Annotated in this window: 28 protein-coding genes and 1 riboswitch; of the genes, 11 read left to right on the forward strand and 17 right to left on the reverse strand. The window is 58.7% G+C overall.

Translation table 11 applies throughout. The features are described 5' to 3' along the window. Nucleotides 1–131: 131 nt before the first annotated feature. Nucleotides 132–635 (forward strand): hypothetical protein, encoded by a 504-nt coding sequence (locus tag GSF67_RS05825; protein WP_006315339.1) that lies wholly within the window; start codon nt 132–134, stop codon nt 633–635. A gap of 29 nt (nt 636–664) precedes the next feature. Here the strand turns inward: GSF67_RS05825 and GSF67_RS05830 are convergent, their stop codons facing one another. The 5 genes from GSF67_RS05830 to GSF67_RS05850 form a co-directional block, all read right to left on the reverse strand. Next, on the reverse strand, nt 665–1,468 hold the full coding sequence (locus GSF67_RS05830) for an endonuclease/exonuclease/phosphatase family protein (protein WP_006315338.1): 804 nt from the start codon (nt 1,466–1,468) through the stop codon (nt 665–667). A 156-nt stretch (nt 1,469–1,624) separates the two neighbouring features. Further along, entirely contained in the window at nt 1,625–4,489 is a 2,865-nt protein-coding gene (gene gcvP / locus GSF67_RS05835; RefSeq protein ID WP_006315336.1) for an aminomethyl-transferring glycine dehydrogenase, read from the reverse strand. Continuing rightward, nucleotides 4,489–4,851, reverse strand: a complete 363-nt coding sequence (gcvH, locus tag GSF67_RS05840; protein ID WP_006315335.1) for a glycine cleavage system protein GcvH — start codon at nt 4,849–4,851, stop codon at nt 4,489–4,491. Before gcvH ends, gcvP begins: the two co-directional genes overlap by 1 nt. A 28-nt stretch (nt 4,852–4,879) precedes the next feature. Then, on the reverse strand, nt 4,880–6,019 hold the full coding sequence (gcvT, locus tag GSF67_RS05845) for a glycine cleavage system aminomethyltransferase GcvT (RefSeq protein WP_006315334.1): 1,140 nt from the start codon (nt 6,017–6,019) through the stop codon (nt 4,880–4,882). A 151-nt stretch (nt 6,020–6,170) separates the two neighbouring features. Next, a riboswitch (glycine riboswitch) is annotated at nt 6,171–6,258 on the reverse strand. Nucleotides 6,259–6,486: 228 nt separating this feature from the next. After that, nucleotides 6,487–6,672 (reverse strand): DUF3008 family protein, encoded by a 186-nt coding sequence (locus GSF67_RS05850; protein ID WP_006315333.1) that lies wholly within the window; start codon nt 6,670–6,672, stop codon nt 6,487–6,489. 172 nt (nt 6,673–6,844) lie between these two features. Between GSF67_RS05850 and GSF67_RS05855 the strand changes: the two genes are divergently transcribed. Then, nucleotides 6,845–7,225 carry a hypothetical protein gene (locus GSF67_RS05855; RefSeq protein WP_010971643.1) on the forward strand — a complete coding sequence of 127 codons (381 nt, stop codon included), beginning with the start codon at nt 6,845–6,847 and terminating at the stop codon, nt 7,223–7,225. An 86-nt stretch (nt 7,226–7,311) separates the two neighbouring features. Beyond that, nucleotides 7,312–8,286 (forward strand): copper chaperone PCu(A)C, encoded by a 975-nt coding sequence (locus GSF67_RS05860; protein WP_006315331.1) that lies wholly within the window; start codon nt 7,312–7,314, stop codon nt 8,284–8,286. A 220-nt stretch (nt 8,287–8,506) separates the two neighbouring features. On the opposite strand, the gene GSF67_RS05865 is transcribed toward GSF67_RS05860, so the two are convergent. Beyond that, nucleotides 8,507–8,827 (reverse strand): hypothetical protein, encoded by a 321-nt coding sequence (locus GSF67_RS05865; protein ID WP_006315330.1) that lies wholly within the window; start codon nt 8,825–8,827, stop codon nt 8,507–8,509. 198 nt (nt 8,828–9,025) lie between these two features. Here GSF67_RS05865 and crcB point away from each other — a divergent pair, with 198 nt between their 5' ends. The 6 genes from crcB (at nt 9,026) to GSF67_RS05895 (ending at nt 13,131) form a co-directional block, all read left to right on the forward strand. Beyond that, the gene (crcB, locus tag GSF67_RS05870) at nt 9,026–9,403 is read left to right on the forward strand and encodes a fluoride efflux transporter CrcB (RefSeq protein ID WP_006315329.1); all 378 of its coding nucleotides are present in this window, start codon (nt 9,026–9,028) and stop codon (nt 9,401–9,403) included. A 66-nt stretch (nt 9,404–9,469) separates the two neighbouring features. Beyond that, nucleotides 9,470–10,459 carry an RluA family pseudouridine synthase gene (locus GSF67_RS05875; protein WP_006315328.1) on the forward strand — a complete coding sequence of 330 codons (990 nt, stop codon included), beginning with the start codon at nt 9,470–9,472 and terminating at the stop codon, nt 10,457–10,459. 6 nt (nt 10,460–10,465) lie between these two features. Then, on the forward strand, nt 10,466–11,134 hold the full coding sequence (locus tag GSF67_RS05880; protein WP_006315327.1) for an HAD family hydrolase: 669 nt from the start codon (nt 10,466–10,468) through the stop codon (nt 11,132–11,134). A 30-nt stretch (nt 11,135–11,164) separates the two neighbouring features. Then, nucleotides 11,165–11,959 carry an ATP12 family chaperone protein gene (locus GSF67_RS05885; protein WP_006315326.1) on the forward strand — a complete coding sequence of 265 codons (795 nt, stop codon included), beginning with the start codon at nt 11,165–11,167 and terminating at the stop codon, nt 11,957–11,959. A 60-nt stretch (nt 11,960–12,019) separates the two neighbouring features. After that, entirely contained in the window at nt 12,020–12,508 is a 489-nt protein-coding gene (locus GSF67_RS05890) for a hypothetical protein (protein WP_006315325.1), read from the forward strand. Between the two features lie 233 nt (nt 12,509–12,741). Continuing rightward, nucleotides 12,742–13,131: a RidA family protein gene (locus GSF67_RS05895; protein ID WP_006315324.1), complete on the forward strand. Its 390-nt coding sequence runs from the start codon at nt 12,742–12,744 to the stop codon at nt 13,129–13,131. 60 nt (nt 13,132–13,191) lie between these two features. Here the strand turns inward: GSF67_RS05895 and fghA are convergent, their stop codons facing one another. The 3 genes from fghA to GSF67_RS05910 are packed head-to-tail and all read right to left on the reverse strand — an operon-like array spanning nt 13,192 to nt 15,225. After that, the gene (gene fghA, locus GSF67_RS05900) at nt 13,192–14,025 is read right to left on the reverse strand and encodes an S-formylglutathione hydrolase (protein ID WP_006315323.1); all 834 of its coding nucleotides are present in this window, start codon (nt 14,023–14,025) and stop codon (nt 13,192–13,194) included. Nucleotides 14,026–14,054: 29 nt separating this feature from the next. Beyond that, nucleotides 14,055–14,744: a DUF1345 domain-containing protein gene (locus GSF67_RS05905; RefSeq protein WP_006315322.1), complete on the reverse strand. Its 690-nt coding sequence runs from the start codon at nt 14,742–14,744 to the stop codon at nt 14,055–14,057. Nucleotides 14,745–14,769: 25 nt separating this feature from the next. Then, nucleotides 14,770–15,225: a YaiI/YqxD family protein gene (locus tag GSF67_RS05910; RefSeq protein ID WP_006315321.1), complete on the reverse strand. Its 456-nt coding sequence runs from the start codon at nt 15,223–15,225 to the stop codon at nt 14,770–14,772. 165 nt (nt 15,226–15,390) lie between these two features. Here GSF67_RS05910 and GSF67_RS05915 point away from each other — a divergent pair, with 165 nt between their 5' ends. Next, nucleotides 15,391–15,843: a DUF5680 domain-containing protein gene (locus GSF67_RS05915; RefSeq protein WP_006315320.1), complete on the forward strand. Its 453-nt coding sequence runs from the start codon at nt 15,391–15,393 to the stop codon at nt 15,841–15,843. Between the two features lie 54 nt (nt 15,844–15,897). Here GSF67_RS05915 and GSF67_RS05920 read toward each other — a convergent pair whose 3' ends face one another. The 8 genes from GSF67_RS05920 to GSF67_RS05955 form a co-directional block, all read right to left on the reverse strand. Next, the gene (locus GSF67_RS05920) at nt 15,898–16,554 is read right to left on the reverse strand and encodes a peroxiredoxin (RefSeq protein ID WP_006315319.1); all 657 of its coding nucleotides are present in this window, start codon (nt 16,552–16,554) and stop codon (nt 15,898–15,900) included. 140 nt (nt 16,555–16,694) lie between these two features. Next, the gene (locus GSF67_RS05925; protein ID WP_035216332.1) at nt 16,695–17,189 is read right to left on the reverse strand and encodes a hypothetical protein; all 495 of its coding nucleotides are present in this window, start codon (nt 17,187–17,189) and stop codon (nt 16,695–16,697) included. A gap of 152 nt (nt 17,190–17,341) precedes the next feature. Further along, nucleotides 17,342–17,962: a DUF1062 domain-containing protein gene (locus tag GSF67_RS05930; protein ID WP_006315315.1), complete on the reverse strand. Its 621-nt coding sequence runs from the start codon at nt 17,960–17,962 to the stop codon at nt 17,342–17,344. Between the two features lie 373 nt (nt 17,963–18,335). Further along, on the reverse strand, nt 18,336–18,980 hold the full coding sequence (locus GSF67_RS05935; protein WP_006315314.1) for a cytochrome b: 645 nt from the start codon (nt 18,978–18,980) through the stop codon (nt 18,336–18,338). A gap of 3 nt (nt 18,981–18,983) precedes the next feature. Further along, nucleotides 18,984–19,760: an anti-sigma factor gene (locus tag GSF67_RS05940; protein WP_006315313.1), complete on the reverse strand. Its 777-nt coding sequence runs from the start codon at nt 19,758–19,760 to the stop codon at nt 18,984–18,986. Beyond that, nucleotides 19,757–20,263: a sigma-70 family RNA polymerase sigma factor gene (locus tag GSF67_RS05945; RefSeq protein ID WP_006315312.1), complete on the reverse strand. Its 507-nt coding sequence runs from the start codon at nt 20,261–20,263 to the stop codon at nt 19,757–19,759. The genes GSF67_RS05940 and GSF67_RS05945 overlap by 4 nt, the downstream gene beginning before the upstream one ends. A gap of 5 nt (nt 20,264–20,268) precedes the next feature. Then, entirely contained in the window at nt 20,269–20,658 is a 390-nt protein-coding gene (locus tag GSF67_RS05950; protein ID WP_006315309.1) for a hypothetical protein, read from the reverse strand. A 110-nt stretch (nt 20,659–20,768) separates the two neighbouring features. Beyond that, nucleotides 20,769–21,335, reverse strand: a complete 567-nt coding sequence (locus tag GSF67_RS05955; RefSeq protein ID WP_006315308.1) for a YceI family protein — start codon at nt 21,333–21,335, stop codon at nt 20,769–20,771. Between the two features lie 359 nt (nt 21,336–21,694). Between GSF67_RS05955 and GSF67_RS05960 the strand changes: the two genes are divergently transcribed. Next, nucleotides 21,695–22,432: a hypothetical protein gene (locus tag GSF67_RS05960; protein ID WP_006316654.1), complete on the forward strand. Its 738-nt coding sequence runs from the start codon at nt 21,695–21,697 to the stop codon at nt 22,430–22,432. Nucleotides 22,433–22,438: the final 6 nt, after the last annotated feature.

Raw genomic sequence — 22,438 nt, forward strand, 5'->3', positions numbered from 1 at the left:
GTGCCCGCATTTGGTTGCATTGGCACGACATAAACAGAGATCTCTGGATTTTTGATCGTTATAGAATTGGCTGGAGGAACGTTTAACCGTACTGGTGAGTTAGTCTTCGTGGAAAAAAACGGATACTCGCCATGAAGATCAAGGCTTTTGCACTTTTATTTTCGGCCGGATTGCTCGGCACTCAGCCAGCACATGCGGATGAACGCGTATTCCTCTCGTCGCTGAAAGGCACATGGGCGGGCAAGGGAACAGTGATTACCCGCATCGGCACACCGCCGATCAATGTGAGTTGTACGCTGAATTCCAATGCGGGAGCATCGTCGCTCAACATGTCCGGCACTTGCCGGGGCCTTCTCGTGGTCAAGCGCGCAATCGCGGCCGATCTCTCGGAGAAGGGCGGACGTTATAGTGGTGCGTATACCGGCCCTTCCGGCCGGCCATCCGCGCTTTCCGGAACAAGGCAAGGAAACGCGATCAACCTGACGGTCAGATGGAACCGCGATATCAATGGCGACCGCATTGCTGCCATGACCATTGAAAAGGTTGGAGCCAACGGCCTGCGGCTGCGCACCACCGATAAGGACGGCAGGACCGGCAAGACCGTGGTGACGAGCGACATCCGGCTGGTGCGCTGACGAGCGGCCCCAGTGCTGCGTCCGGCTCCTCAGCTGAATTCAAGCAGCAAGGGGCAATGATCAGAGACTTCCGGCTGTCTTACGACGTCGAAGTGACTGACCTTGACGGCCCGATTGACCAGCAGGTAATCCGCATATCTGTTCGGTTTGGCATAATGCGAGGTCCGGGTATCGGTGAAACCGCGGGTTGTAACGAGCTCGACAAGATCAAGCTCATTTAACACGACGAAAGTCCTGCTGTCAGGCAGAACGTTGAAATCGCCACAGACGATGACCCGGTCGCCATCCTCCGCAATATTCTTGACGAGTTGCACAAGACGTTTTGCCTGCTCCAGCCGGGCAGGTATATCATGTTTGCCTTCGAGGTCGCGCAGCCCATGCATATGGGCAATGACGACGGGCTGACCGGTCGTAAAATCGAAAACCCTGATGGCGTGGGCTGTGCGTGATCGCGGATGATCGCCATATCCGTCAGCCGAAAAGACGCCGTGCACAAAACCCTGCGCCTGCGCAATGATCGCGATGGATTTGCGAACAAAGGTCGCGAGCCCAAATTGGGAAGGATATCGTGTCTCGCCCTGCCAGAGGTCGCCCTGCGCCGCGGGACAGAATATCGCCACGTGGTCCGGCAAGGCCTCGGCGACATCGCGAAAGAAGTTCGCCCGCTGCGGCAGCTCGATGCCATGATCGCGATAGCTCAACCAGTCCTGCGTAGCTGCCGGCGTGTGCACTACCTCCTGAAGGCATAAAATATCGGGGTCGGATGAGGCAATATAGGGAACGAGCTTGTCATGAAGCTTTCCGCCCCAACCATTCAGGCAAATCAGACGCATTCCCACTTCATCCCCTTAACCGCGTCGCCCTGTTTAGCATGCAACGTGTGCAGATCAATCGTGCGAGAGAGAGACGACTGCGCGGTCGCAAAACTATCCGTAACGAAAAAGGCCCGGATCGCTCCGGGCCTTTGCATGTTGGTTTGCAGCGATGCCTTATTCGGCGGCCTCGGCATAAGCCTCCATCGGCGGGCAGGTGCAGATCAGGTTGCGGTCGCCATAGACATTGTCGATGCGGTTGACCGGCGACCAGTATTTGTCGATCCGGAAGGCGCCGGGCGGGAAGCAGCCCTTTTCGCGGCTATAGGGCCGATCCCATTCGCCGACCAGGTCTTCCACCGTATGCGGTGCGTTCTTCAGCGGGTTGTTATTCTTGTCCGCACGGCCTTCCTCGATGTCGCGGGCTTCCTCGCGGATCGCCAGCATGGCATCGCAGAAACGGTCGATTTCCGCTTTGGTTTCGGATTCCGTCGGCTCGATCATCAGCGTGCCGGCCACCGGCCAGCTCATGGTCGGCGCATGGAAACCGCAGTCGATCAGGCGCTTTGCCACATCATCCACCGTCACGCCGCAGCTATCCGCGAGCGGCCGGGTGTCGATGATGCACTCATGCGCCACGCGACCGGTCTCGGACTTGTAGAGCACGTCGTAAGCGCCTTTCAGCCGTTCGGCGATGTAGTTGGCATTGAGGATCGCCACCTTGGTCGCCTGCGTCAGCCCTTCGCCGCCCATCATCAGGCAGTAGCTCCAGGAGATCGGCAGGATGGAAGGAGAACCGAAGGGGGCCGCAGACACCGCACCCTCACGACCGTCCGTCGTCGGATGGCCGGGAAGGAAGGGAGCCAGATGCGCCTTGACGCCGATCGGTCCCATGCCCGGACCGCCGCCGCCATGCGGAATGCAGAAGGTCTTGTGCAGGTTGAGGTGGCTGACGTCGGAGCCGATGTCGCCCGGGCGGGCAAGGCCGACCATGGCGTTCATGTTGGCGCCATCCAGATAGACCTGTCCGCCATGCTTGTGGGTAATCTCGCAGATCTCGCGAACCGTCTCCTCGAATACGCCGTGGGTGGACGGATATGTGATCATGCAGCACGAGAGGTTTTCTGCATACTGCTCTGCTTTTGCACGGAAATCATCAATATCGATGTCACCGTTATCACGCACTTTCACCGGCACGACTTTCATGCCGACCATCTGCGCCGAGGCAGGATTTGTGCCATGCGCCGATGTCGGAATGAGGCAGACGTCACGATGCGTGCCGCCATTGGCGAGATGATAGTTGCGGATGGTGAGAAGCCCCGCATATTCCCCTTGCGCGCCGGAATTCGGCTGCATGGAGAAGGCGTCGTAACCGGTCACCGAGCAGAGTTTTTCCGAGAGATCATCAATCATCTCCTTGTAACCGAGCGCCTGATTGGCCGGCACGAAGGGGTGGATGTCAGAAAACTCCGGCCAGGTGATCGGCAGCATTTCCGCCGTGGCGTTGAGCTTCATGGTGCAGGAACCAAGCGGGATCATCGAGCGGTCGAGCGCCAGATCGCGATCCGAAAGGCGGCGGATGTAACGCGTCATCTCGCTTTCAGCGCGGTTCATGTGGAAGATCGGATGCGTCATGTACTGGCTGGTACGCAGCAGGTCCTTCGGCAGGCGATATTCCGGCTTGAAATCCGAAATCGAGAAATTGCCGCCGAACGCACGCCAGACGGCCTCAAGCGTCGCCGGGCGCGTGCGCTCGTCAAGGCTCATGCCGATCTTCGTCGCGCCAACCTTGCGCAGGTTCACGCCTTCCGCCACAGCCGAGCGCAGGATGACGCCCTGCATGTGGCCGACTTCGACGGTGATCGTGTCGAAGAAGGTTTCCGGCTCGATGGTGTAGCCGAGCTTTTCCAGACCCTTGGCCATAAGGACGGCCTTCTGGTGGGTCTGCTGGGCAATCGCCTTGATACCCTGCGGGCCGTGGAAAACGCCATACATGGAGGCCATGACGGCGAGCAGCACCTGCGCGGTGCAGATGTTCGACGTCGCCTTCTCGCGGCGGATATGCTGTTCGCGGGTCTGCAACGACAGGCGATAGGCGCGGTTGCCGCGCGCATCGACCGAGACGCCGACCAGACGGCCGGGCATGGAGCGCTTATGTGCGTCCTTGACGGACATGTAAGCAGCATGTGGACCGCCGTAACCAACCGGAACGCCGAAACGCTGCGAGGTGCCGATGGCGATGTCAGCACCCATTTCGCCCGGAGATTTCAAGAGCGTCAACGCCAGAAGATCCGCGGCGACGGCCGCAATCGCGCCTGTCTGGTGCAGGCGGGAAATCAGGCCTGTGAAATCGCTGACATGGCCGTGGGTGCCGGGATACTGGAAGATCGCGCCGAACACGTCGACGGGATCGAGATCGGTGAAGGGATTGCCGACGATTACCTTCCAGCCGAGCGGGGCCGCACGGGTCTCGATCAGCGCGATGGTCTGCGGATGGCAATTGGCATCTACGAAGAAAGCAGTCGCCTTGGATTTGGCAACGCGCTGGCACATGGCCATGGCTTCGGCAGCGGCCGTCGCTTCATCGAGCAGTGATGCATTGGCGACGTCGAGACCGGTCAGATCGCAGACCATGGTCTGGTAGTTCAACAGCGCCTCAAGACGGCCCTGGCTGATCTCAGGCTGGTAGGGCGTGTAAGCCGTGTACCAGGCCGGGTTTTCCAGGATGTTGCGCTGGATGACCGGCGGCGTGATGGTGCCGTAATAGCCCTGACCGATCAGCGAGGTCAGGACCTGGTTCTTGTTGGCCGTCTCACGCAGACGATCCAGTGCCTCACGTTCAGTCAGCGCTGCACCCCAGGTGAGCGGCACCTTCTGGCGGATGGAGGAGGGAACGGTGGCGTCGATGAGGGCGTCGAGGCTCTTATAGCCGACGACCTTCAGCATCTCCGCCATTTCCGACGGCGACGGCCCGATGTGACGCCGGTTGGCGAAATCATAGGGCTGATAGTCGGTGAAATGGAATTCCGTGGGCGTCGTCATTACGCGATCAGCTCCTTGTAGGCCGCTTCGTCGAGCAGCGTATCGGCATCCGCAACGTTGGAAAGCTTCAGCTTGAAGAACCAGCCGGCACCCTGCGGATCGGAATTGACCAGCGAGGGGTCATCAACGATGGCCTGGTTGATTTCGACCACTTCGCCATCCAGCGGACAATAGACGTCGGACGCCGCCTTGACGGATTCCACGGTCGCAGCATCGCCATCCTTGGCGAAGGTTGCGCCCACTTCCGGCAGCTCGACAAAAACGAGATCGCCAAGCTGTTCAGCGGCGTGGCTGGTGATGCCAACGGTGGCGATATCGCCTTCGAACTTCAGCCATTCGTGTTCTGCGGTAAATTTCAGCATCGTGTTCTCTCCGGAGATGGAATGAGGATTAGCGTTTGTAGGTGGGCTTGATGAAGGGCAGGGCGGCGACGGTGACGGGCAGGTATTTGCCGCGCACTTCCGCAAAGATCGCCGTGCCGGGAGCTGCGTAGGAAACAGGCACGTATCCCATGGCGACAGGGCCTTCGACCGAGGGGCCGAAACCGCCTGACGTCACTTCGCCGATTTCCGTCACGCCTTCGGCATCCGCAAAAAGCTTTGAATGGCCGCGCACCGGGGCCTTGCCTTCCGGCTTCAGACCGACACGGCGGCGCGATGTGCCGTCCTTGAGTTCGCCGAGAATGCGTTCCGCCCCGGGAAAACCGCCTTCACGGTCGCCACCGGCGCGGCGCGCCTTCTGGATCGCCCATTCGAGCGAGGCTTCGATGGGGGAGGTCGTGGTATCGATATCGTTGCCATAGAGACAAAGGCCGGCTTCCAGACGCAGGCTGTCACGTGCGCCAAGTCCGATAGCTTCGCAATCGGGATGTTCGAGCAGAGCCTTGGCGATCTCTTCAGCCTTGTCCGCGGGCACGGAAATTTCAAAACCGTCTTCTCCCGAATAACCGGAACGGGAAACGATGCAGGGCACGTCATGCAGCGGTACTTCCTGCACGTCCATGAACTTCATCTCGGAAACGCCGGCCCACAGTTCTGCCAGCACCGCTTCGGCGCGCGGTCCCTGCAGCGCGATCAGAGCACGGTCATCAAGAAGGGTGATCTCGCAGGCATCGGAAAGATGCGCCTTCATATGGGCGACATCGGCATCCTTGCAGGAAGCATTGACGACGACGAAAAGATGGTCGCCACGATTGGTGATCATCAGGTCATCGAGGATGTGGCCGTTGTCGTCGGTGAAGAAGCCATAACGCTGGCGACCTTCCTTCAGTCCGAGAATATCGACCGGCACCAACGTCTCAAGTGCGCGTGCGGCATCTTCATTGTTGCCGGACTTCGCCTTCAGGATCACCTGGCCCATATGGGACACGTCGAACAGACCGGCGGAGGTGCGGGTCTGAAGATGTTCCTTCAGCACGCCGGCCGGATATTGCACGGGCATGTCGTAACCGGCGAAAGGCACCATACGGGCGCCAAGCGATATGTGCAGGGAATGCAGCGGCGTGGTTTTCAGCGCGGCGGTATCGTCCAAGGACGCCTCCAGGGTTGCGCGAGATATCGCGCGGGCTCAGGTCATGGCGCGAAAGCGCCGGTTCAAGAGCCCCCTCTGTCCTTGTCGCCTGAGATTGTTATCCCTTCGGCGAGCCGTCCCTAGATCAAGGTGGCTTCTCTCCAGAGTTCCGTCGTCATCGCTGGTCCTTTTGCCTGAGAGTTTCCGGGGCGGTTGCTCCTTCGGCACCGCAATGAAGCGGTTTCTCCCAACGATGATGCGACGCTCATTATCTTCGAAGCCCCGCTATTGGCAAGGACCAAATGACGCATCTGAACAGATTCTTGCTCCATCTGCGCCATCGTCATCTCAGCCGTCCCGTATAGCGGTTTCGAGGCCGCGTCTGTGTGCCCATCCGACGTTCGTCATAGAAAGCGGGTTGGCGGGGTTCTCACGGACGCAACGAGGCGTTTCAGCGACCAGACCGAGGCTCCAACGACGAGGCGCAGCTAGTCGGATTTTTTCTCCGGCAAGCCCTTGCGTTTTGTTGATGCAAAATCCTCAAGTTCCTTTTCTGTCATGGACTTCTCCATGCTTTTTGAAGCGCCTTGTAAACTGGATTTTTTCACTTCACCGCGTTTGGCGGCGAGCGCGGCACCCGCCGCTTTCTGCTGGGCTTTCGATTTTGCTGGCATGTCTGCCTCCTTTGAAACAATGGCTTTGCAAGGAAAATGCCGCGTCGCGTCGATCGTTCCCTTGCAACGATCAAGCCTGCGGCAAAATTCCCCTTTGAAATCGGCAGGAAAGCGGGATATCGCCTAGGACATGGACGCAAATCGAAAACGACGGCTGACAGGGATGGAGAAGATGCTTCGCATTTTCTGCGCGACCCTTATGTTGTCGCTCGGTTTTGCGCACAAGCCGGCGCTTGCAGTTAGCCCACAGGTCGTCCTCGACGAGAGCTACCGGCTGCCGGATGGCACCTTTGCCGAGATTTGCCTCGGCCACGTCGGTGGGGTGAATGCCTCCCACACCAAGGACGGCCCGGCCCATTCGGGCGACGCTATCCTCTTCTGCGAAGCCTGCCTGCTGGCATCTTCCATTCTTCTGCCGATGCCCGACATGGAAGGCTGGCTGAAGAAAGAATTCGCCTGGCTCGACAACCGCCTGTCCGCCGAATGGAGCGTGCACTCCGTCCTGACGATCCAACAACCGTCCGCGCGTGGTCCGCCCGCCCTGTCCTCCTGATTTTTCACATTACGGGATCATCGCCGCCTATCGGTGGCACGGAGCGGCTGCGGAGCCCCAGGGGGCGCAGTCGCAGGGACAGACAAATGAAAACCACCAAGATCATCACCTGCACTCTCTTCGCTGCATCGGTTTCGACCGCGTCGGCTTTTGCGCACGCCACATTCGTGGACGGCTCGGCCGAACAGGACAGCACCATCGTTGCCGCCCTTCAGGTGCCGCATGGCTGCGATGGCGGGCTTGCCACCACGGAAGTGCAGATCAAGCTGCCGGAAGGCTTCATTTCCGCCAAGCCGCAGCCCAAGGCCGGCTGGGAGCTGGAAATCATCAAGGGCGACTACCAGAAGACCTACAAGAACCACGGCAAGGACATCACAAGTGGGGCTGTCGAGGTCCGCTGGAAGGGTGGCGACCTGCCGGACGAGTTCTATGACACCTTCGCCGTGCAGGGCAAAATCTCAGGCGTCGAAGTCGGGCAGGATCTGCCTTTCAAGGTGACGCAGCTCTGCGGCGACAAGGGCAAGGTCTCCTGGGATGAGGTCGCAGCCGCCGGCGTCGATCCGCATTCGCTGAAAAGCCCGGCGCCGACCATCAAGGTCGCTGCCAAGGCGCATCCGGGCGGGCATGATCATTCCGGCATGAGCATGGATATGGATGTCGTGAAGGTCGGCAACCTCGAAGTGTCCGATGGCGCGACCAAGGCCATGCTGCCGGGTCAACCGGTTGGTGGCGGTTACGTGACCATCAAGAACACCGGCGACAGCGACGACAAGCTGGTCGGTATCGAATCCTCAGCCGCCGGCCGCGCTGAAATCCACGAGATGGCCATGGTCAACGACGTCATGAAAATGCGCAAGCTGGATGAGGGTATCGTCATTCCCGCCGGCCAAACGGTGGAACTGAAGCCCGGCGGCCTGCACATGATGTTCTTCAATGTGAAGAAACCCTTTGCCGAAGGCGACAAGGTGCCGGTGACGTTGGTCTTTGAGAAGGCCGGTAAGGTAGAGATCGTGCTCTCCACGGGCGCAGCCAAGGGCGGCACCGATCATCAGCATAATTGACAGAAGAAAAACGGCTACCGGAACGCGTGACAGGTCCGGTAGCCGCAAGATGTCTCACACATTGATTTGTTTTTCAGCGCCGTGATGGAAAAGGCGATGGCACTACCATCACGATTTTCCGGAACTCGGTCGAAAAATATCTAGAAAATAAAGCTGACACCAGACTGAACGCGGGTGTCGGCTTTGCAAGCATGGAAACTAAGAAACAGAATTAAGATATCTATATATCGATTTGATCTAGAATATTATTTTTTGACTTCTGTGGGGAGTTATTTTCCTCATATGCCTCGACGGCCTGCTCCAGCGTCGCCTGCGGTTCCTGGCGCTGACTGGCAGCGGTGAGGAAATAGAGTGTCAGGGCCGGTGGCTTGATCACGGTCATCATGCCGCGAAGCTGGAAATCCTCCCCACGCTCGGCTTTACGTGCCAACTCGTGAATAGCGTCTTCGATTTCCGTTTTGCGCGGAACGCGCTGCGATGGCTTCACCGCTTCCAGCGCATAGGCTGCCGTATTTGCAGAAACAGAAAGAACCTGTGTCATTCAACCCCCGGCCATCTTTGCGACCCTGAAAACCGAATATTAGCACCCGCATCTTGTTGGAAGGCTAAATCGCGACGCTGCAATTTAATCGTATTTTAATGGATGAAAGCGCCGGGCAAAGGGGTTTCGCCCGCGGTTGCCTTGGTCTAGAAATGCGTTGGACTGCCCGGTCCGGCAAACTCCGGAGACATCATTTCCATGATCAATATCGCTCTTGTCGCGACAGGCGGCGCAATCGGTTCCGTATTTCGTTATCTGGTCGGCGTCTGGAGCATGTGGCTGGCGGGTCCGAATTTCCCCTGGGGAACGCTCGCGGTTAATATCGTCGGTTCTTTCCTGATCGGTCTGCTGGTCGAACTTGTGGCGCGAAGGCTGAACGCATCCATGGAAATGCGCCTGTTTCTCGTCACCGGCGTGCTTGGCGGGTTCACCACATTCTCGTCCTTCTCGCTGGATGCGGTTTCGCTTTTCGAGCGTGGTGCACTCGGCCTTTCGGCCTTTTACATCCTTGCAAGCCTTGTGGTTTCCATCGCTGCGGTTTTCGCCGGGCTGGCCTTGGGCCGCAACTTGTTCTAAAGGCTTGAACCAAACGGCGCGCCGACGAACAGAGCGCGCGATCAAGACAGAAAGACTGGAAATTTCATGGCAGGTATCGAGCATATCAAGGTCGAGGCCGACGAGGCCGGTATGCGCCTCGATCGCTGGTTCAAGATTCACTATCCGGGGCTCGGTTTCGGGCAGCTGCAAAAGCTGCTGCGCTCCGGCCAGGTGCGTGTGGATGGCGGCCGGGTGAAGACGGATGCGCGGGTGCAGCCGGGACAGATGGTGCGTGTGCCGCCGGTCGATTCCGATATGAAGACCAAGACCGGTCCGATCGGATCGAAGGATCTCAAACATTCGGCAGACGGCGAGCTTCTGGCACGCATGCTGCTGCATGAAGATGACAAGGTCCTCGTATTCAACAAGCCCGCTGGCATTGCCGTGCAGGGTGGTTCCGGCGTCAACCGTCATATTGACGGTCTTCTGGAAGCGTGGACCAGCCCGAAGGGCGAAAAGCCGCGTCTGGTGCACCGTCTGGACCGTGACACGTCAGGCGTGCTGGTGGTTGCCCGCACCCGTGGCGCCGCGCAGAAGCTGACCGCCGCTTTCCGCGAGCGCGACACCAAGAAGACCTATTGGGCGCTTGTTCGTGGCGTGCCGCGCAAACATCAGGACAAGATTTCCACCTGGCTGGTCAAGGAACAGACCCCCGACGGTGACCGCATGCGTATCGCCAAACACGGCGAGGAGGGGGCCGACCACGCCATTTCCTACTACCGTGTCATCGACACCGCCGCGCAGAACCTCGCCTGGCTGGAAATGGAACCCTATACCGGCCGCACCCACCAGCTTCGCGTTCACGCACTGTATATGGGACATCCGATTATCGGCGATCCCAAATATTACATTGACGATCCGAACTGGGATTTCCCGGGCGGCGTACAGAAGCGACTGCACCTGCATGCCCGCCATATCGACATACCGCATCCGAACGGCGGCCGGCTTCGCGTCAGCGCACCCTTGCCGCCGCACATGGTACAGACCTGGAACCTGCTCGGCCTCGACGTGGCCGATGGCGATAGGGAAGACTGACAACAGATGAAACTCGTCCTTTTCGATTGCGACGGCACACTGGTGGACAGCGCCGGCCTGATCCATGCCGTCATGTCCGAGACCTTTGCCGATTTTGGAAAACCGCGGCCTGATATCTCCGAGACCAAGGCGATCATCGGGCTCACGCTGGATATCGCCATCGCCCGCATGCTGGGCAGGGTCCATGTGGACGATGAAGCGGCGGCCATGGCGCTGCGCTATAAAGAGAACTATCATCCGCTGAGAGAACGTTTCGAAAACGCAACTCCGCTTTTCGATGGCATAGCCTCGTTGATCGATATGCTGTCGAAGCGGGATGACGTGCTGATCGGCGCTGTCACCGGCAAGGGCCGGCGTGGGCTCACCCAAATTCTGGAAACCCATGGCTTTGCCGATCATTTCATCGTTTCGCGCACGGCGGATGACTGCCCCTCCAAGCCGCACCCGGCAATGGTGATGGAATGCTGCCACGAAACCGGCATGGTTCCGGCCGATACTATCGTCATCGGTGACGCGATTTATGACATGCAGATGGCGAAAGCGGCTGGCGCAAAAGCCATCGGCGTCGCCTGGGGTTACGCTTCGGTCGAAGACCTCTGGAAGGCGGGTGCCGATGCGGTGGTCAACCATCCGAGCGACATTCCGGCCTATGTTCCGGCCGACATTACCGAATGACTTCTTCTATCCGACTGACGAGGATGTGCCATGCGTGATCTCCTGAACGACCTTTCAGAGGGCCTCAGCCACCCCGACCCGATCCTGCGCGCGCAGATCCAGATGCAGAAACCATTGCCGAAGCGGTTCTACAAGGATGTCACCGTCGGAGAGACGGAGGAGGGCGGTTTCACCATCCTCCTCGACGGCAAGCCGCTGCGCACGCCCGCCAAGAAGCCACTGGTTGCACCCTCGCGGGCGCTGGCCGACCTGCTCCGCGACGAATGGGATGCTCAGAAAGAAGTGGTGAACCCGGTCGTCATGCCGGTATCGCGGCATGTGAATACCGCCATCGATGGCATCGCCAGCGACACACAGGCGGTTTTCGAGGACATACTCCGTTTTTCCTCGTCCGATCTCCTCTGCTATCGCGCCGGCGATCCGGAAGCGCTGGTTGCGCGGCAGACGGACCATTGGGATCCGGTTCTGGACTGGGCCACCAATGTACTCGGCGCCCGCTTTATCCTCGTCGAAGGTGTCATGCATCGCGACCAACCGCGCGAGGCCATCGCGGCCTTTGCGGTGACGCTGAAGAAATACGATACGCCGATTGCGCTCGCCGCGCTGCACACCATGACGTCTCTGACCGGCTCCGCCATTCTGGCACTGGCATTGGCAGAAGGGGAACTGACGCTGGAAGAGGCCTGGGCACTCGCCCATCTGGACGAGGACTGGACCGCCGAGCAATGGGGCGAGGACGAGGAGGCGCTGGAACGCCGCGCCGTCAGGCTCATCGACATGCGCGCCGCCCTCAACGTGCTGGAGTCGCTGAAGAGCGCTTCTTAACGCTTTTCTAACCCTAATCACGGAACATACGGCTACCTCACGTAAGGGGAGCCGCTGATCATGACCACCACGCTGAAACGCCTTGGCATTCTTGTGCTGGCGTCTTTCGTGCTGATGTCTTTCAGGCTGGAACCGGAAGCGACAAACACCGACCGGCTGCTTTATGATGTGCGCGGCGCGTTTGTCGCTGCACGCCCAGATGTAGCGCCGGCACTGATGCAGTCCATCCATGCGCAGGTCCAGAATGCGATCAAGATGACGGCGCGGGGTGAGACCAGACCGCGTGTGGTCCTGACCATCCGTATTGCATCCGTCAAACGCGCGCCCTTCCTGTTTGGAGAGCGGGCATCAGCCAAGGTCATCGTCCGTGCCGCAGCCGTAGCGACGGGCGAAGTCATCGCCGAGGCCAAATTCACCGCCACTGTCGTCAGCTTCGACAATCAGTCGATCGAACAGGAACTCGCCTATGGTGTTGCTGAACGGGTGATCCACGAATTCAGGCTGAACCGGCCCGGCCCGACGACGCTTGCAACGGCCCTGTTTCCATAAGCAGCAGGGAAGGCGGGAGGGGGACATCCACCCATTCCCATTTATCCTGGAAATCTTACGCTCTGAAAAATTGCACCTCGATGCAGTGGAGTTCACATACATTGCGTATCTGAATTGACATACGCTGCGTACGTCACTATCTCGCATACGTACCGTATGTCGAATGACGTTCGAAGTTTTGCAAGCAGCACTTCGCTCGTCAAGGCCACTCAAGCCACAAAGAGAGATGCTAGATGACTGAACGCGAAGCAATTTTCCCGGCCAACAGGCACGCGCTTTACGAAGAACACGGCTATTCGGCCGCCATTCGCTCCGGCGACCTTCTTTTCGTTTCCGGCCAGGTCGGCAGCCGTGCCGATGGAACGCCTGAACCCGATTTTGAACAGCAGGTCCGGCTGGCCTTCGAAAATCTCAAGGCCACACTTGCGGCGGCGGGGTGCACCTTCGACGACATCGTTGACGTCACAACGTTCCATACGGACCCGGAAAACCAGTTCGGAACGATCATGACCGTCAAGCAGGAGATTTTCAGCAAATCGCCTTATCCGAACTGGACCGCCATCGGCGTCAACTGGCTCGCCGGCTTCGATTTCGAGATAAAGGTCATTGCCCGCATCCCGTGACGCCGGATCAAGACGGAAACGGCGGCGCTCACAGGGCGCCGCCGGCCTGTTTCTCCAGCCTTAGCCAAGCCGCTCCGCATGCCACTTCAGATGGTCATCCATGAAAGTGGAGATGAAATAATAGGAGTGGTCGTAACGATCATGCATGCGCAGCGTCAGGCCGATATCCGTGCCCTTGATCGCCTCTTCGAACAACCAGGGGCGCAGGCCTTTTTCCAGGAAACTATCGGCCTTGCCCTGGTCGATCAGGAACTCGGGAAACCGTGCGCCATCCTCGACCAGCGAGCAGGCGTCATAGCGACGCCATGCGGCCCTGTCAGCACCGAGATATTTCTCCAGCGCCGGTTCCGACCAGTCGGCCGAAGAGGGGGCAACGATGGGTGCAAAAGCCGAGCAGCTCTTGAAACGCTCGGGGTTTTTCAGCGCAATTGTCATCGCACCATGACCGCCCATCGAATGGCCGAAAATGGACTGGCGGCTCATATCGGCGCGGAAATGCTGGCCGATGAAGGCAGGCAGCTCTTCCGTCACATAGCTGTACATCTGGTAATGCTCCGACCACGGCTCCTCGGTGGCGTCGAGATAAAAACCGGCGCCCTTGCCCATCTGCCAGTTGGTCAACTCATCCGGCACGTCATTGCCGCGCGGGCTAGTATCCGGGCACACGACGATCAAACCGAGTTCAGACGCCATGCGGCGATATTCGCCCTTTTCCATGACATTGGCATGGGTGCAGGTGAGGCCGGAGAGATACCAGACAACCGGGCAGGGCTCATGGATCGCCTTCGGCGGCACATAGACTGCGAATGTCATCTCGCTTTTGAGCGTTTCGGATTGGTGCGAAAAAACGCCCTGCATGCCGCCAAAGGCCGTATTCTGCGAAATGATGTTCATGAAGCCATTCCCTTAAGAAAAATTCCGGTTCAGCCCGCAAGCGAGACCGCGGCATTGACCGCCGCCGCGACCAGAACCGTGTTGAAGAAAAACGAAACGATGGAGTGCAGCAGCGTCACCTTGCGCATGGCGGTGGTGGTTACCCCCACATCCGAGGTCTGCGCCGTCATGCCGATCACCACGGCGAAATAGAGGAAATCGTAACCGCAAGGTTCCTTCGTCGCCGGAAAATCCATGCCGCCGCGATGCTGAGGCTTGCCATCCACCGTGGCCGGACGCCAGTAAAGATGGGCGTAGTGCAGGGCGGTCATAGTGTGGATCGTCAGCCAGCCGAAGATAACAGAGGCGAAGGCGATGAGCAGCGTCCAGACCGTTTCACCCGTGTGGTTGAGCGCCTGAAACAGCGACACCACGGCAACACCGACCGCAAGCAGCGTGACGGCGATGATCGCGACCGCAGGCAGATCGTCGCTGTCGGCATGGGCTTTCAGCTGCTGCGCGGTCAGCTTCGGCAGACGGAAGGCGACCAGCGTCAGATAGGTCAGGAAAAACAGAACCGCAGCGATCTCTATGGCGACGGAAGGCGCAAATGCCAGCGCCAGGCCAAGGCTGAGGGCCCAGACGAGAAAGGCAATGACGAAAGGCCGATGACGGCGATAGATATTGCTCTTGGGACTGACGGGGCTCTTGGCCGGGCTTTTCGGACTGGCGCGGGTCATGGACGACACCTTTCTGTTTGCGGCGTCATTTTTTGACACGGCGGCAGAAACGGTCAAGCGTCTCCAGAAAGGCCGAGCGGTCACGCGGCGAGAAGGCCGCGTTATAGCCCTTGCTTTCCCCGGTTTCGCGCAGATGCGCACCCAGATCACGCATCGCCGTCGCCATGCCGATATTCGACGGATCGAAAACGCGCCCCGTCGGTCCTGTCACCAGTGCGCCCTTGGCAACGCAGCGTCCGGCCAGCGGCACATCGGCGGTAATGACGATATCGTGTTCGCCGGCACGCTCGGCAATCCAGTCATCAGCCGCATCGAAACCCGCAGATACGATGACGTTTTTCACCATTGGATCGCGCGAAGGACGAAGGCCGGAATTGGCGACAAAGGTCACTTCCAGACCATGCCGCTCCGCCACCTTCAGAATTTCCGGTTTCACGGGGCACGCGTCGGCGTCGACATAGATTTGCGGGTTTTGCGGCATGAGCACTCTTTTGGGATAATTCCTGCGATGCTTTTAAGGGCAAAAGCCGCAATTACCAAGCCCGTCAGCGCTGAAATAGCGGCTCGACGTCGTGCGGCAGGATGCTTGCGACGATCGCGAAAACCGTCTATGTTCACTTTATGTTCTAGATCGTGGAGAGGGTCAATGTTGGAGGAGTTTATCGTGCAAGCCAAGTCTGCAACATATGTCGGCGGCGGCGATAAATCTGCGACCCCCACGCGTCAGGGATCGCACGATCTCGGTTATCGGGACGGAGACTGGCATTATGTCGACAGCTATTTCGGGGGAACCGATTTCATCGGCCAGGAGGTCGTCTGGCACCAGGGAACCGCGGTATGGGGGATGAGTTATTACGGCCGTATTCTCAGGCCTGATATGATCGACGGCACGACGGCCGGTATGGTCATTCAGCGGTCGCTCTCCACGCTCTATAGGGAAGGCCGCTTTCTCGGCGGCTTTACCCATCCGGTCGAAAATCTGATCTATGTTGATACGAATGCTGGTGAATTCGAGTCCTTTACCGGTGTCGAGCGCATCTACCGGGGACATGTCGAGACGTACCGGCTTGACTATCATGGGGGGATCATAAAGCCATGAGAAGTGCGATGACTGGGGCGATGATAGTTCACCGCCCCCGTTTTTGTTAGGAGCTCAGCCGGGCTGCTTCGTCTTGCGCAGATACGGAAGAACCGTGTCGTAGGAGCCGAAACGGGCAATCGCATCTTCGTTGGAGACGGCGGCGGTGATGATGACATCCTCTCCCTGCTTCCAGTTGGCGGGCGTCGCCACTTGGTGTTTGGAGGTGAGCTGGATGGAATCGATGGCGCGGAGAATTTCATCGAAATTGCGGCCGGTGGTCATCGGGTAGGTGAGGACCAGCTTGATCTTCTTGTCGGGGCCGATGACGAAGACGGAGCGCACGGTGGCGTTATCGGCAGGCGTGCGACCTTCGGAGCTGTCGCCGGCCCCCGCCGGCAGCATATCATAGAGCTTCGCCACCTTCAGGTCCTTGTCGCCGATCAGCGGATAATCGACATTGAAGCCGGTCGCGGTGCGAATATCGGCCTTCCATTTTTCATGGCTTTCGACCGGATCGACCGAAATGCCGATGATCTTGACGCCGCGTTTTTCGAATTCCGGCTGCAGGCCGCCCATGGCGCCGAGTTCCGTCGTGCACACGGGCGTGAAGTTTTTCGGATGGGAAAACAGGACTGCCCAGCCATCGCCGATCCAGTCGTGAAAACGCACCGGACCCTGGGTGGTCTCGGCGGTGAAGTCGGGGGCGATATCGTTGATACGCAGGCTCATAGTGTGCTTTCTCCCTGATGATTTGAACTGAAAATCTGATGGTTCTCTGCAATTTGTGTCCGGCGCAGGAGCTTAAGGTTTTTGCCTGAAATGGCCAGAGCTTTTCAGCGCCTGTCGATGACATCACCGCGCAGGGGTACCTATTCGATCTGAGCTTCAAGGGTTTCCGCCATGGTGCCATAGAGCTGAGCGGAGGCTTCATTCTTCTCTGCCGCGTATTTGGCGCTAACCTGCCTTGCGGCGTCTGCTGCAATACGAAACGCATCTATCCGCAGCTGAGGCTCAAGCTCGGCCTCGCCACCAATATCGCCGTCGCTGAACTTGCCCGCCCGATACCCGTCGCCCAGATCGACGACACCGATCTCAGGAAGGCCATTCCTCATTTTACCAAGGAAAGCAGCCCCGGCGCGACCGCCATCCCGGCGACGGAGCATGCCGATTCCGGACGCCTTTCCGTCGACACAAGCGCCTGTCCAGAAGGCCGGCCCCTCGGTCATCGAAGCCGGCACGACGAATGCGCAATGGCTCGCCGGATCCTTCGACCAATGGTGATCTTCAGGCCCCGCACTGGCTGATTGAGTGGAGGCAAACATCGCCGCGATACCTACCCGTGCGATATAAGATGAGCTTTTCATTACGCCGAATACCCTCGTCAGACGGCGGATTTTTTTACCACTCCTCTTCGTTCCGCAAGCCCGATGAAATAGAAAAAGGTCTCTTCCAGCGCATGGCTGAACCGCCTCGATGAGCAGGCGAGGGCCTGAACTTGCAGACCCTCACGCTGCCCTCAGAGGCCGGTCATCGCCGGTTTCCAGAGCCGCTCCCTATCAAACCCGTCACGGCACTCGATCACAATCCGTGTACCGTTCCTGAGACGCCGCCGCAAAAGGTCGGATTGCGCCCGTATCTGGCCACCATCATGAAGCTTCTGCAGCATTGAGCGTGAAAGCCCCAGTTCGGAAGCCAGCAGGCGATCGAGACGTATGCTAGCCGGAAACGGAACCGTGAGATCGATCTCGGCCGCGGCCCAGTCGGTGGGTTCGTCCCGTATCCTTTTCTCGATATAGAAGTCCGGAAACTCGTCGATACGCTGCGACTTGCGTCTCAACGCCTCGACGTTGAAGGTTTCGGCTCTTATCCATTGCGGATCGTTGCACAGCAGCGCCTCCAGAACAGGCGGGCTTATGTCGCGGACATTCTGCCGCTCGAAGATTGACCGGTTCCAGCTTTTGTCGCAGATCAGGCATCTGTAGATGAGCCAGGCATCGAGTTTACGGCCGTTGGCATTGAGCCGGATCTTGCCGCTGGCCTGAAATGCTCTGAGCTCACCGCATCCGTTGCAGGCAAGCCAGGGCTGGGGCGCCGTTCGTGGTGTAATGGTCCATTGGACCCGAAGAAGGTTGCACATGGTGTCTTGGTCTTCCGTTTGGAAGTCCACCAAGATGGTGCAGGAGAAAACCCTTGCGGGTACGGCGTGGCGATGTCCTGGGTGGGCGAAGAGCGGAGACAGCAGGGCTGTGCAAGGCACATTTTAACAATGCCAGACCGGTCTCTTGCCACCACCCGATGAACATGATCATACGCCGACAGCCTCTGGCTATCCGCAATACGGGTGAAACTGGATTGAGACCGGTATTTACTTAGGCAAAGTCTACCTCGATGCGCCAATGCTCTTCGCGGGCGAAGATAACAAATGATGGTCCTGAAAGGGAGTCCTCCGCGCATCGTGCGGCTGAAACAGGTTGCGCCTGCAGCTTTTGTGCAACTCGTCGACCGTCTCCCTATTGTCCGGAGGAGATTTCCCGGCGGCTGTTATCCGTGGTGTCCGGAAGGGGAAGCATGCGACGAAGTGTCGGATCTCTGCGGATGAAATGGTGCCATAGCGCCGCTATCACATGAAGAAGGACGATGACGGCCGCGAGATAGGCGAGGGTGGCGTGAACGTCACTCCAGAAGGCCTCGGCTTGATCAGAGATCGTCATGGGCAATCCCGGAACGACAACAAGATCAAAGACGTAGCTGGGGATCTGCAAGGGAGAGGTCGATGCGACAGCCCAACCGGCGAGGGGAACCGCCAGGGTCAGGAACAGCAATGCCGAGTGAGCGACCCGCGCGGCGAACCTCGAAACCGGACCTTCGCCATCGACAGCCCGCGGTTTCCTACTGAAAACCGACCAGAGGCAACGCGGCACGGCCAGCGCCAGCACCAGAAATCCGATCGACTTGTGATACTGGAAAAAATTAAACTGAAGGACCGGGTCGATGCTGTCGCGGCTCATCAGATATCCCAATGCGAGCTGCGCTACGAAAAGAACAGCGATCGTCCAATGGAATGCGATCGCCACCAGCCCAAAGGATGAGGGCGTGTTGCGCCAGCTGCGTCCAGCAGCCGGGGCTCTCCCAGAATTATCGCCAAAATCTTGCATCGGTTAACTCAGCTGTTGATAGGTGTCTCTGGCGATGGCGTCCATGCGGTCCGTCGGCAGGTTGCCGACCAGGGCGCATCGGATCATTTCGTCGTCCCATGACACCGTTTCCAGCGAACCGACGCTGGAGCGCCGCATGGCGCTGTCGCTCGAGTCGGCCGCAGCAACGATGTAAAGGGTGATACGCTGCCCGCCTTTGTCTTCGTACATAAGCTGGGCGGCAGGGCCTTCGGAACCGGGCAGCACACGACCACCAACGAGGGAGAGGCCGTGACGGGTGAGATCCGGGATGTTGATTTTACGGTCCAACCGCTTGGAGAGCCATTTCGGCAGGTTTTGAGCATCTTCGCTATCAGCGCGGACCTCCACCGGATGCAGAACGTCGCTCGCAAAAAGCTTATGTGCCTGCGCTGCATCCGCCACGATGGAAGCAGGTTCGGCAACATCGGATACAAGCCCGCGTCCTAACCAGCCGCCTGTCAGCCCGATGGCAAAAACAATGACGGCTGCCGCCGCCCTATTGCGCCAGTCAGCCCGTTCCGATCGCATGCGCCGCTCAATGCGGAATACATCGAGGCGATCGGGTACAACATTGGTGTCGAGAGGGCCATAAAGAGCGGTCAGCGTCGCATTTTGCTGCTGCCACATCTTGACCTTGCGGGCGTCGGCCGGATTGGAGGTGAGGTGGGCACGAACGGCATTGAGCCTGTCGTCTTCAAGCTGCCCGTCGACATAAGAGAGCAGATCGGCTTCGGTTATCTGTGGCTCGTTGCCGGTCATTTTATCACCTTGAGATTTGGCTGGTCTTCCTGGGTCATGCGGGCAAGCGCAGTTCGCGCTCGCCCCAGACGGGACATCAGTGTGCCAAGGGGAATTTCAAGAATATTCGCGGCTTCCGTATAGGTCAGGCCCTCGACAACGACGAGGAGCAGAGCCTCACGGTGTTCGCCGGACAGTTTTTCGATGGCGCGGGCCATTTCCGCAAGCGCGACCCGACCCGTCTGCGCCGCCGGGACGACCAGTTGTTCCGCAGCGTCGTCAATAGGAATTTGCTGGGGCCGGCGTTTACTACCGCGCAGATTGTTGCGGTAGACATTGACGAGCACCCGATACAGCCAAGGGCGCAACGGACCCTGCGGTCGCCATAACGCCTTTTTGCGGATCGCTCTTTCCAGACAGTCCTGGACGAGATCGTCAGCCGTGTCACGATCATGCGTCAGTGCATTCGCGTAACGTCGGAGCGCTGGTATGCAACTTGTCATCTCGTCCAGAAAGTCCGGCATTGGAGTTACTCCTTGGCAACGTGCCAAACGCCGCCGACGCCATCGCCTGTAATGTCTCCGGGTTTCTTGTCCATCTGCCAGCGATAAAGCGGCTTTCCGTCATGCGACCATTGCATCGTGCCGTCCTTGCGGGCGATCGGTTTGTAGTCGCCATCCGCCTTGTCGGTTTTCAGGGCGGCGAGGGGTGGCCATTTTTTCGCGCAGCTATCATAGCAGGCCGATGAGGCGTCGCCGTCATTGTCGAATGTATAGAGCGTCATGCCTTTGGCGTCGGTGAGGATAGTGCCCTTGGCCGTTGCCTTTTCAACCACGGCGCCACCGGCATAAAGCTCGGCAAGGGCGGCGGTTGCGGCGAGCACGAGGGCGCCGGCCAGAACGAAATGATGCGCACGCATGAGATGGTCCTTTGAGGAAATGGATCGGACACCGTGCCCGATACTGGATAAAACACCGGTCGACGGAATTTATTCCCGCCTCGATGATTTTTTGATGCGTCTGCGGCTTTTTATCTGACGCCCTTCAGATCGATGTCGAATGCCACCGTATTCGAATAGAGCGGTACGCCCACGCCCATGCCATAGGGCATGCGGGGAACATTGCCGGTGACATGGAAGGTAACCGATCCCTTTTGCTGTTCAACGAATGTCGCGTGAAAGGTCTCGGGTCGAGAGACGCCTCTGGCTGTCAATATGCCTTCGACTACCGCGCTGCGTGGTCCATCCTGAACGACCCGGTTGGAGCGAAACACGATCTGCGGGTAAGCGGCGATATTAAAAACCGCGCTGGATTTCAGGAAGTTTTCCACCCGCTCTTGCCCCGTCTTGACGCTGGACGGATTCAAGCTGATTTCCACGTAAGACTTGGCCGGCTGGTCCGGATCGATGTCGAACCGGCCTGATATGTCGAGGATTGCGCCTTTGATTCCCGGACCGGCAACCTGGTCGATTGAAAACCCGATATGGGAGGTGGGATCGATGCGATAGCGTCCGGCAGCGGACGAGAACGGGCTGGCGGACACCGGAGTGCAGGCCAATGCCGCCATCAGGAAAGTGAGGGAATAGGTGTATTTCACGGCGGAGGTTCCTTTGTGAGTACGTGGTCGCACTCAGGAGAACACCGCAGGGAAGCATTTAATCCATGTGATTGGCGACAGATGGTCAAATCGGTGCCATCCGATCAGCCACAGAGATGCAATCTATCGCCATACAATGTCAAAGCTGGTTAGAGATGCGGTGTCGCCAGCCAGTTAGAAACGCGACACCGGCTCTGATGATCAGCCCCCGATCCGGCCGGCTGGGCCGGGTTGAAAGGGCGGAGCGGGGGCGGGTGAGGGACCACCCCTTCGGCTTTAGCTTTCTCAGTAGCAATTCTTCCATCGCCGGCTGATACTCCTTTACGCCGCATGGGGCGGGTAGGGATCAAAGCGGAACGATGCTTCCGGAAATCAAGCTGCAGGGTGACGTCGATGGCGCCGCGCTGTCACCTCTTCTTCGCGGCATGCTTCTTGCGGTTGCCTATGCTGACGCTGAGGGTGGCATAGGATTGACCGCGACCGGCGCCATGAACCGCAAGTTCGTGCACTGGGCCGCTGTGAATTTCCTTTGGCCCGACTTCACAGCCGAAGACCTCCACAGCATGAGCAAAGTGCTGAACGAAAGTGACATGCCGCCGCTCTGGGTCGTGCGGGACATGACCCGCCATCTGAAGCTTCTTCGCCAGAAAAAGGATGTGCTGCTGCCAACCAAACGAGGTCACGAGTTTCTGGTGAACCCGCAAGCCTTCTTCGATCTCGTCGCCACGGATTATCTCTACTCCTATGTCCACGCTACCGAGCGCAAAGAAGAGGTCCAAGCTCGGTTACGTTGGTGGCGCATGTTCCTCAATCTTCTCAATATCAAGGCGAGAGAGGGCTGTACGCCATCGGAGGTCGTGAAGATCCTCTATCCAGACATGGCACCTCTGTCCGCCACCGAAATGACCTTGGAAGCCTGGGAGCTCAAATCCGATCTCCAATATGGCGTCCTGCGGCGCCTGTGCTGGCTGGGCCTGCTTTATGAGGCACGAGAAGGGCTCACGCTTCTTCAAGACGGAGCCTTCCACAAGACGCCGCTTTGGTCCGCCTGCCTGCAATTGGAGTCAGATACGCAAAGCGATATCGGCGTGCATTGACGCCCT

This window comes from Agrobacterium sp. CGMCC 11546 (assembly GCF_013365515.1).
GTDB lineage: Bacteria > Pseudomonadota > Alphaproteobacteria > Rhizobiales > Rhizobiaceae > Agrobacterium > Agrobacterium fabrum.

What these genes read in the sequence shown, in the direction of transcription:
- GSF67_RS05960 (WP_006316654.1), top strand. Translation starts at nt 21,695, where the DNA reads ATGCTTCCGGAAATCAAGCTGCAGGGTGACGTCGATGGCGCCGCGCTG.
- GSF67_RS05855 (WP_010971643.1), top strand. Translation starts at nt 6,845, where the DNA reads ATGCTTCGCATTTTCTGCGCGACCCTTATGTTGTCGCTCGGTTTTGCG.
- gcvP (WP_006315336.1), bottom strand. Translation starts at nt 4,489, where the DNA reads ATGACGACGCCCACGGAATTCCATTTCACCGACTATCAGCCCTATGAT.
- GSF67_RS05945 (WP_006315312.1), bottom strand. Translation starts at nt 20,263, where the DNA reads ATGCCGGACTTTCTGGACGAGATGACAAGTTGCATACCAGCGCTCCGA.
- crcB (WP_006315329.1), top strand. Translation starts at nt 9,026, where the DNA reads ATGATCAATATCGCTCTTGTCGCGACAGGCGGCGCAATCGGTTCCGTA.
- GSF67_RS05910 (WP_006315321.1), bottom strand. Translation starts at nt 15,225, where the DNA reads ATGCCGCAAAACCCGCAAATCTATGTCGACGCCGACGCGTGCCCCGTG.
- gcvH (WP_006315335.1), bottom strand. Translation starts at nt 4,851, where the DNA reads ATGCTGAAATTTACCGCAGAACACGAATGGCTGAAGTTCGAAGGCGAT.
- GSF67_RS05825 (WP_006315339.1), top strand. Translation starts at nt 132, where the DNA reads ATGAAGATCAAGGCTTTTGCACTTTTATTTTCGGCCGGATTGCTCGGC.
- GSF67_RS05885 (WP_006315326.1), top strand. Translation starts at nt 11,165, where the DNA reads ATGCGTGATCTCCTGAACGACCTTTCAGAGGGCCTCAGCCACCCCGAC.
- GSF67_RS05940 (WP_006315313.1), bottom strand. Translation starts at nt 19,760, where the DNA reads ATGACCGGCAACGAGCCACAGATAACCGAAGCCGATCTGCTCTCTTAT.
- GSF67_RS05895 (WP_006315324.1), top strand. Translation starts at nt 12,742, where the DNA reads ATGACTGAACGCGAAGCAATTTTCCCGGCCAACAGGCACGCGCTTTAC.
- GSF67_RS05875 (WP_006315328.1), top strand. Translation starts at nt 9,470, where the DNA reads ATGGCAGGTATCGAGCATATCAAGGTCGAGGCCGACGAGGCCGGTATG.
- GSF67_RS05950 (WP_006315309.1), bottom strand. Translation starts at nt 20,658, where the DNA reads ATGCGTGCGCATCATTTCGTTCTGGCCGGCGCCCTCGTGCTCGCCGCA.
- GSF67_RS05860 (WP_006315331.1), top strand. Translation starts at nt 7,312, where the DNA reads ATGAAAACCACCAAGATCATCACCTGCACTCTCTTCGCTGCATCGGTT.
- GSF67_RS05920 (WP_006315319.1), bottom strand. Translation starts at nt 16,554, where the DNA reads ATGAGCCTGCGTATCAACGATATCGCCCCCGACTTCACCGCCGAGACC.
- GSF67_RS05915 (WP_006315320.1), top strand. Translation starts at nt 15,391, where the DNA reads ATGTTGGAGGAGTTTATCGTGCAAGCCAAGTCTGCAACATATGTCGGC.
- GSF67_RS05850 (WP_006315333.1), bottom strand. Translation starts at nt 6,672, where the DNA reads ATGCCAGCAAAATCGAAAGCCCAGCAGAAAGCGGCGGGTGCCGCGCTC.
- fghA (WP_006315323.1), bottom strand. Translation starts at nt 14,025, where the DNA reads ATGAACATCATTTCGCAGAATACGGCCTTTGGCGGCATGCAGGGCGTT.
- GSF67_RS05890 (WP_006315325.1), top strand. Translation starts at nt 12,020, where the DNA reads ATGACCACCACGCTGAAACGCCTTGGCATTCTTGTGCTGGCGTCTTTC.
- GSF67_RS05925 (WP_035216332.1), bottom strand. Translation starts at nt 17,189, where the DNA reads ATGAAAAGCTCATCTTATATCGCACGGGTAGGTATCGCGGCGATGTTT.
- GSF67_RS05880 (WP_006315327.1), top strand. Translation starts at nt 10,466, where the DNA reads ATGAAACTCGTCCTTTTCGATTGCGACGGCACACTGGTGGACAGCGCC.
- GSF67_RS05865 (WP_006315330.1), bottom strand. Translation starts at nt 8,827, where the DNA reads ATGACACAGGTTCTTTCTGTTTCTGCAAATACGGCAGCCTATGCGCTG.
- GSF67_RS05905 (WP_006315322.1), bottom strand. Translation starts at nt 14,744, where the DNA reads ATGACCCGCGCCAGTCCGAAAAGCCCGGCCAAGAGCCCCGTCAGTCCC.
- GSF67_RS05830 (WP_006315338.1), bottom strand. Translation starts at nt 1,468, where the DNA reads ATGCGTCTGATTTGCCTGAATGGTTGGGGCGGAAAGCTTCATGACAAG.
- GSF67_RS05930 (WP_006315315.1), bottom strand. Translation starts at nt 17,962, where the DNA reads ATGTGCAACCTTCTTCGGGTCCAATGGACCATTACACCACGAACGGCG.
- GSF67_RS05935 (WP_006315314.1), bottom strand. Translation starts at nt 18,980, where the DNA reads ATGCAAGATTTTGGCGATAATTCTGGGAGAGCCCCGGCTGCTGGACGC.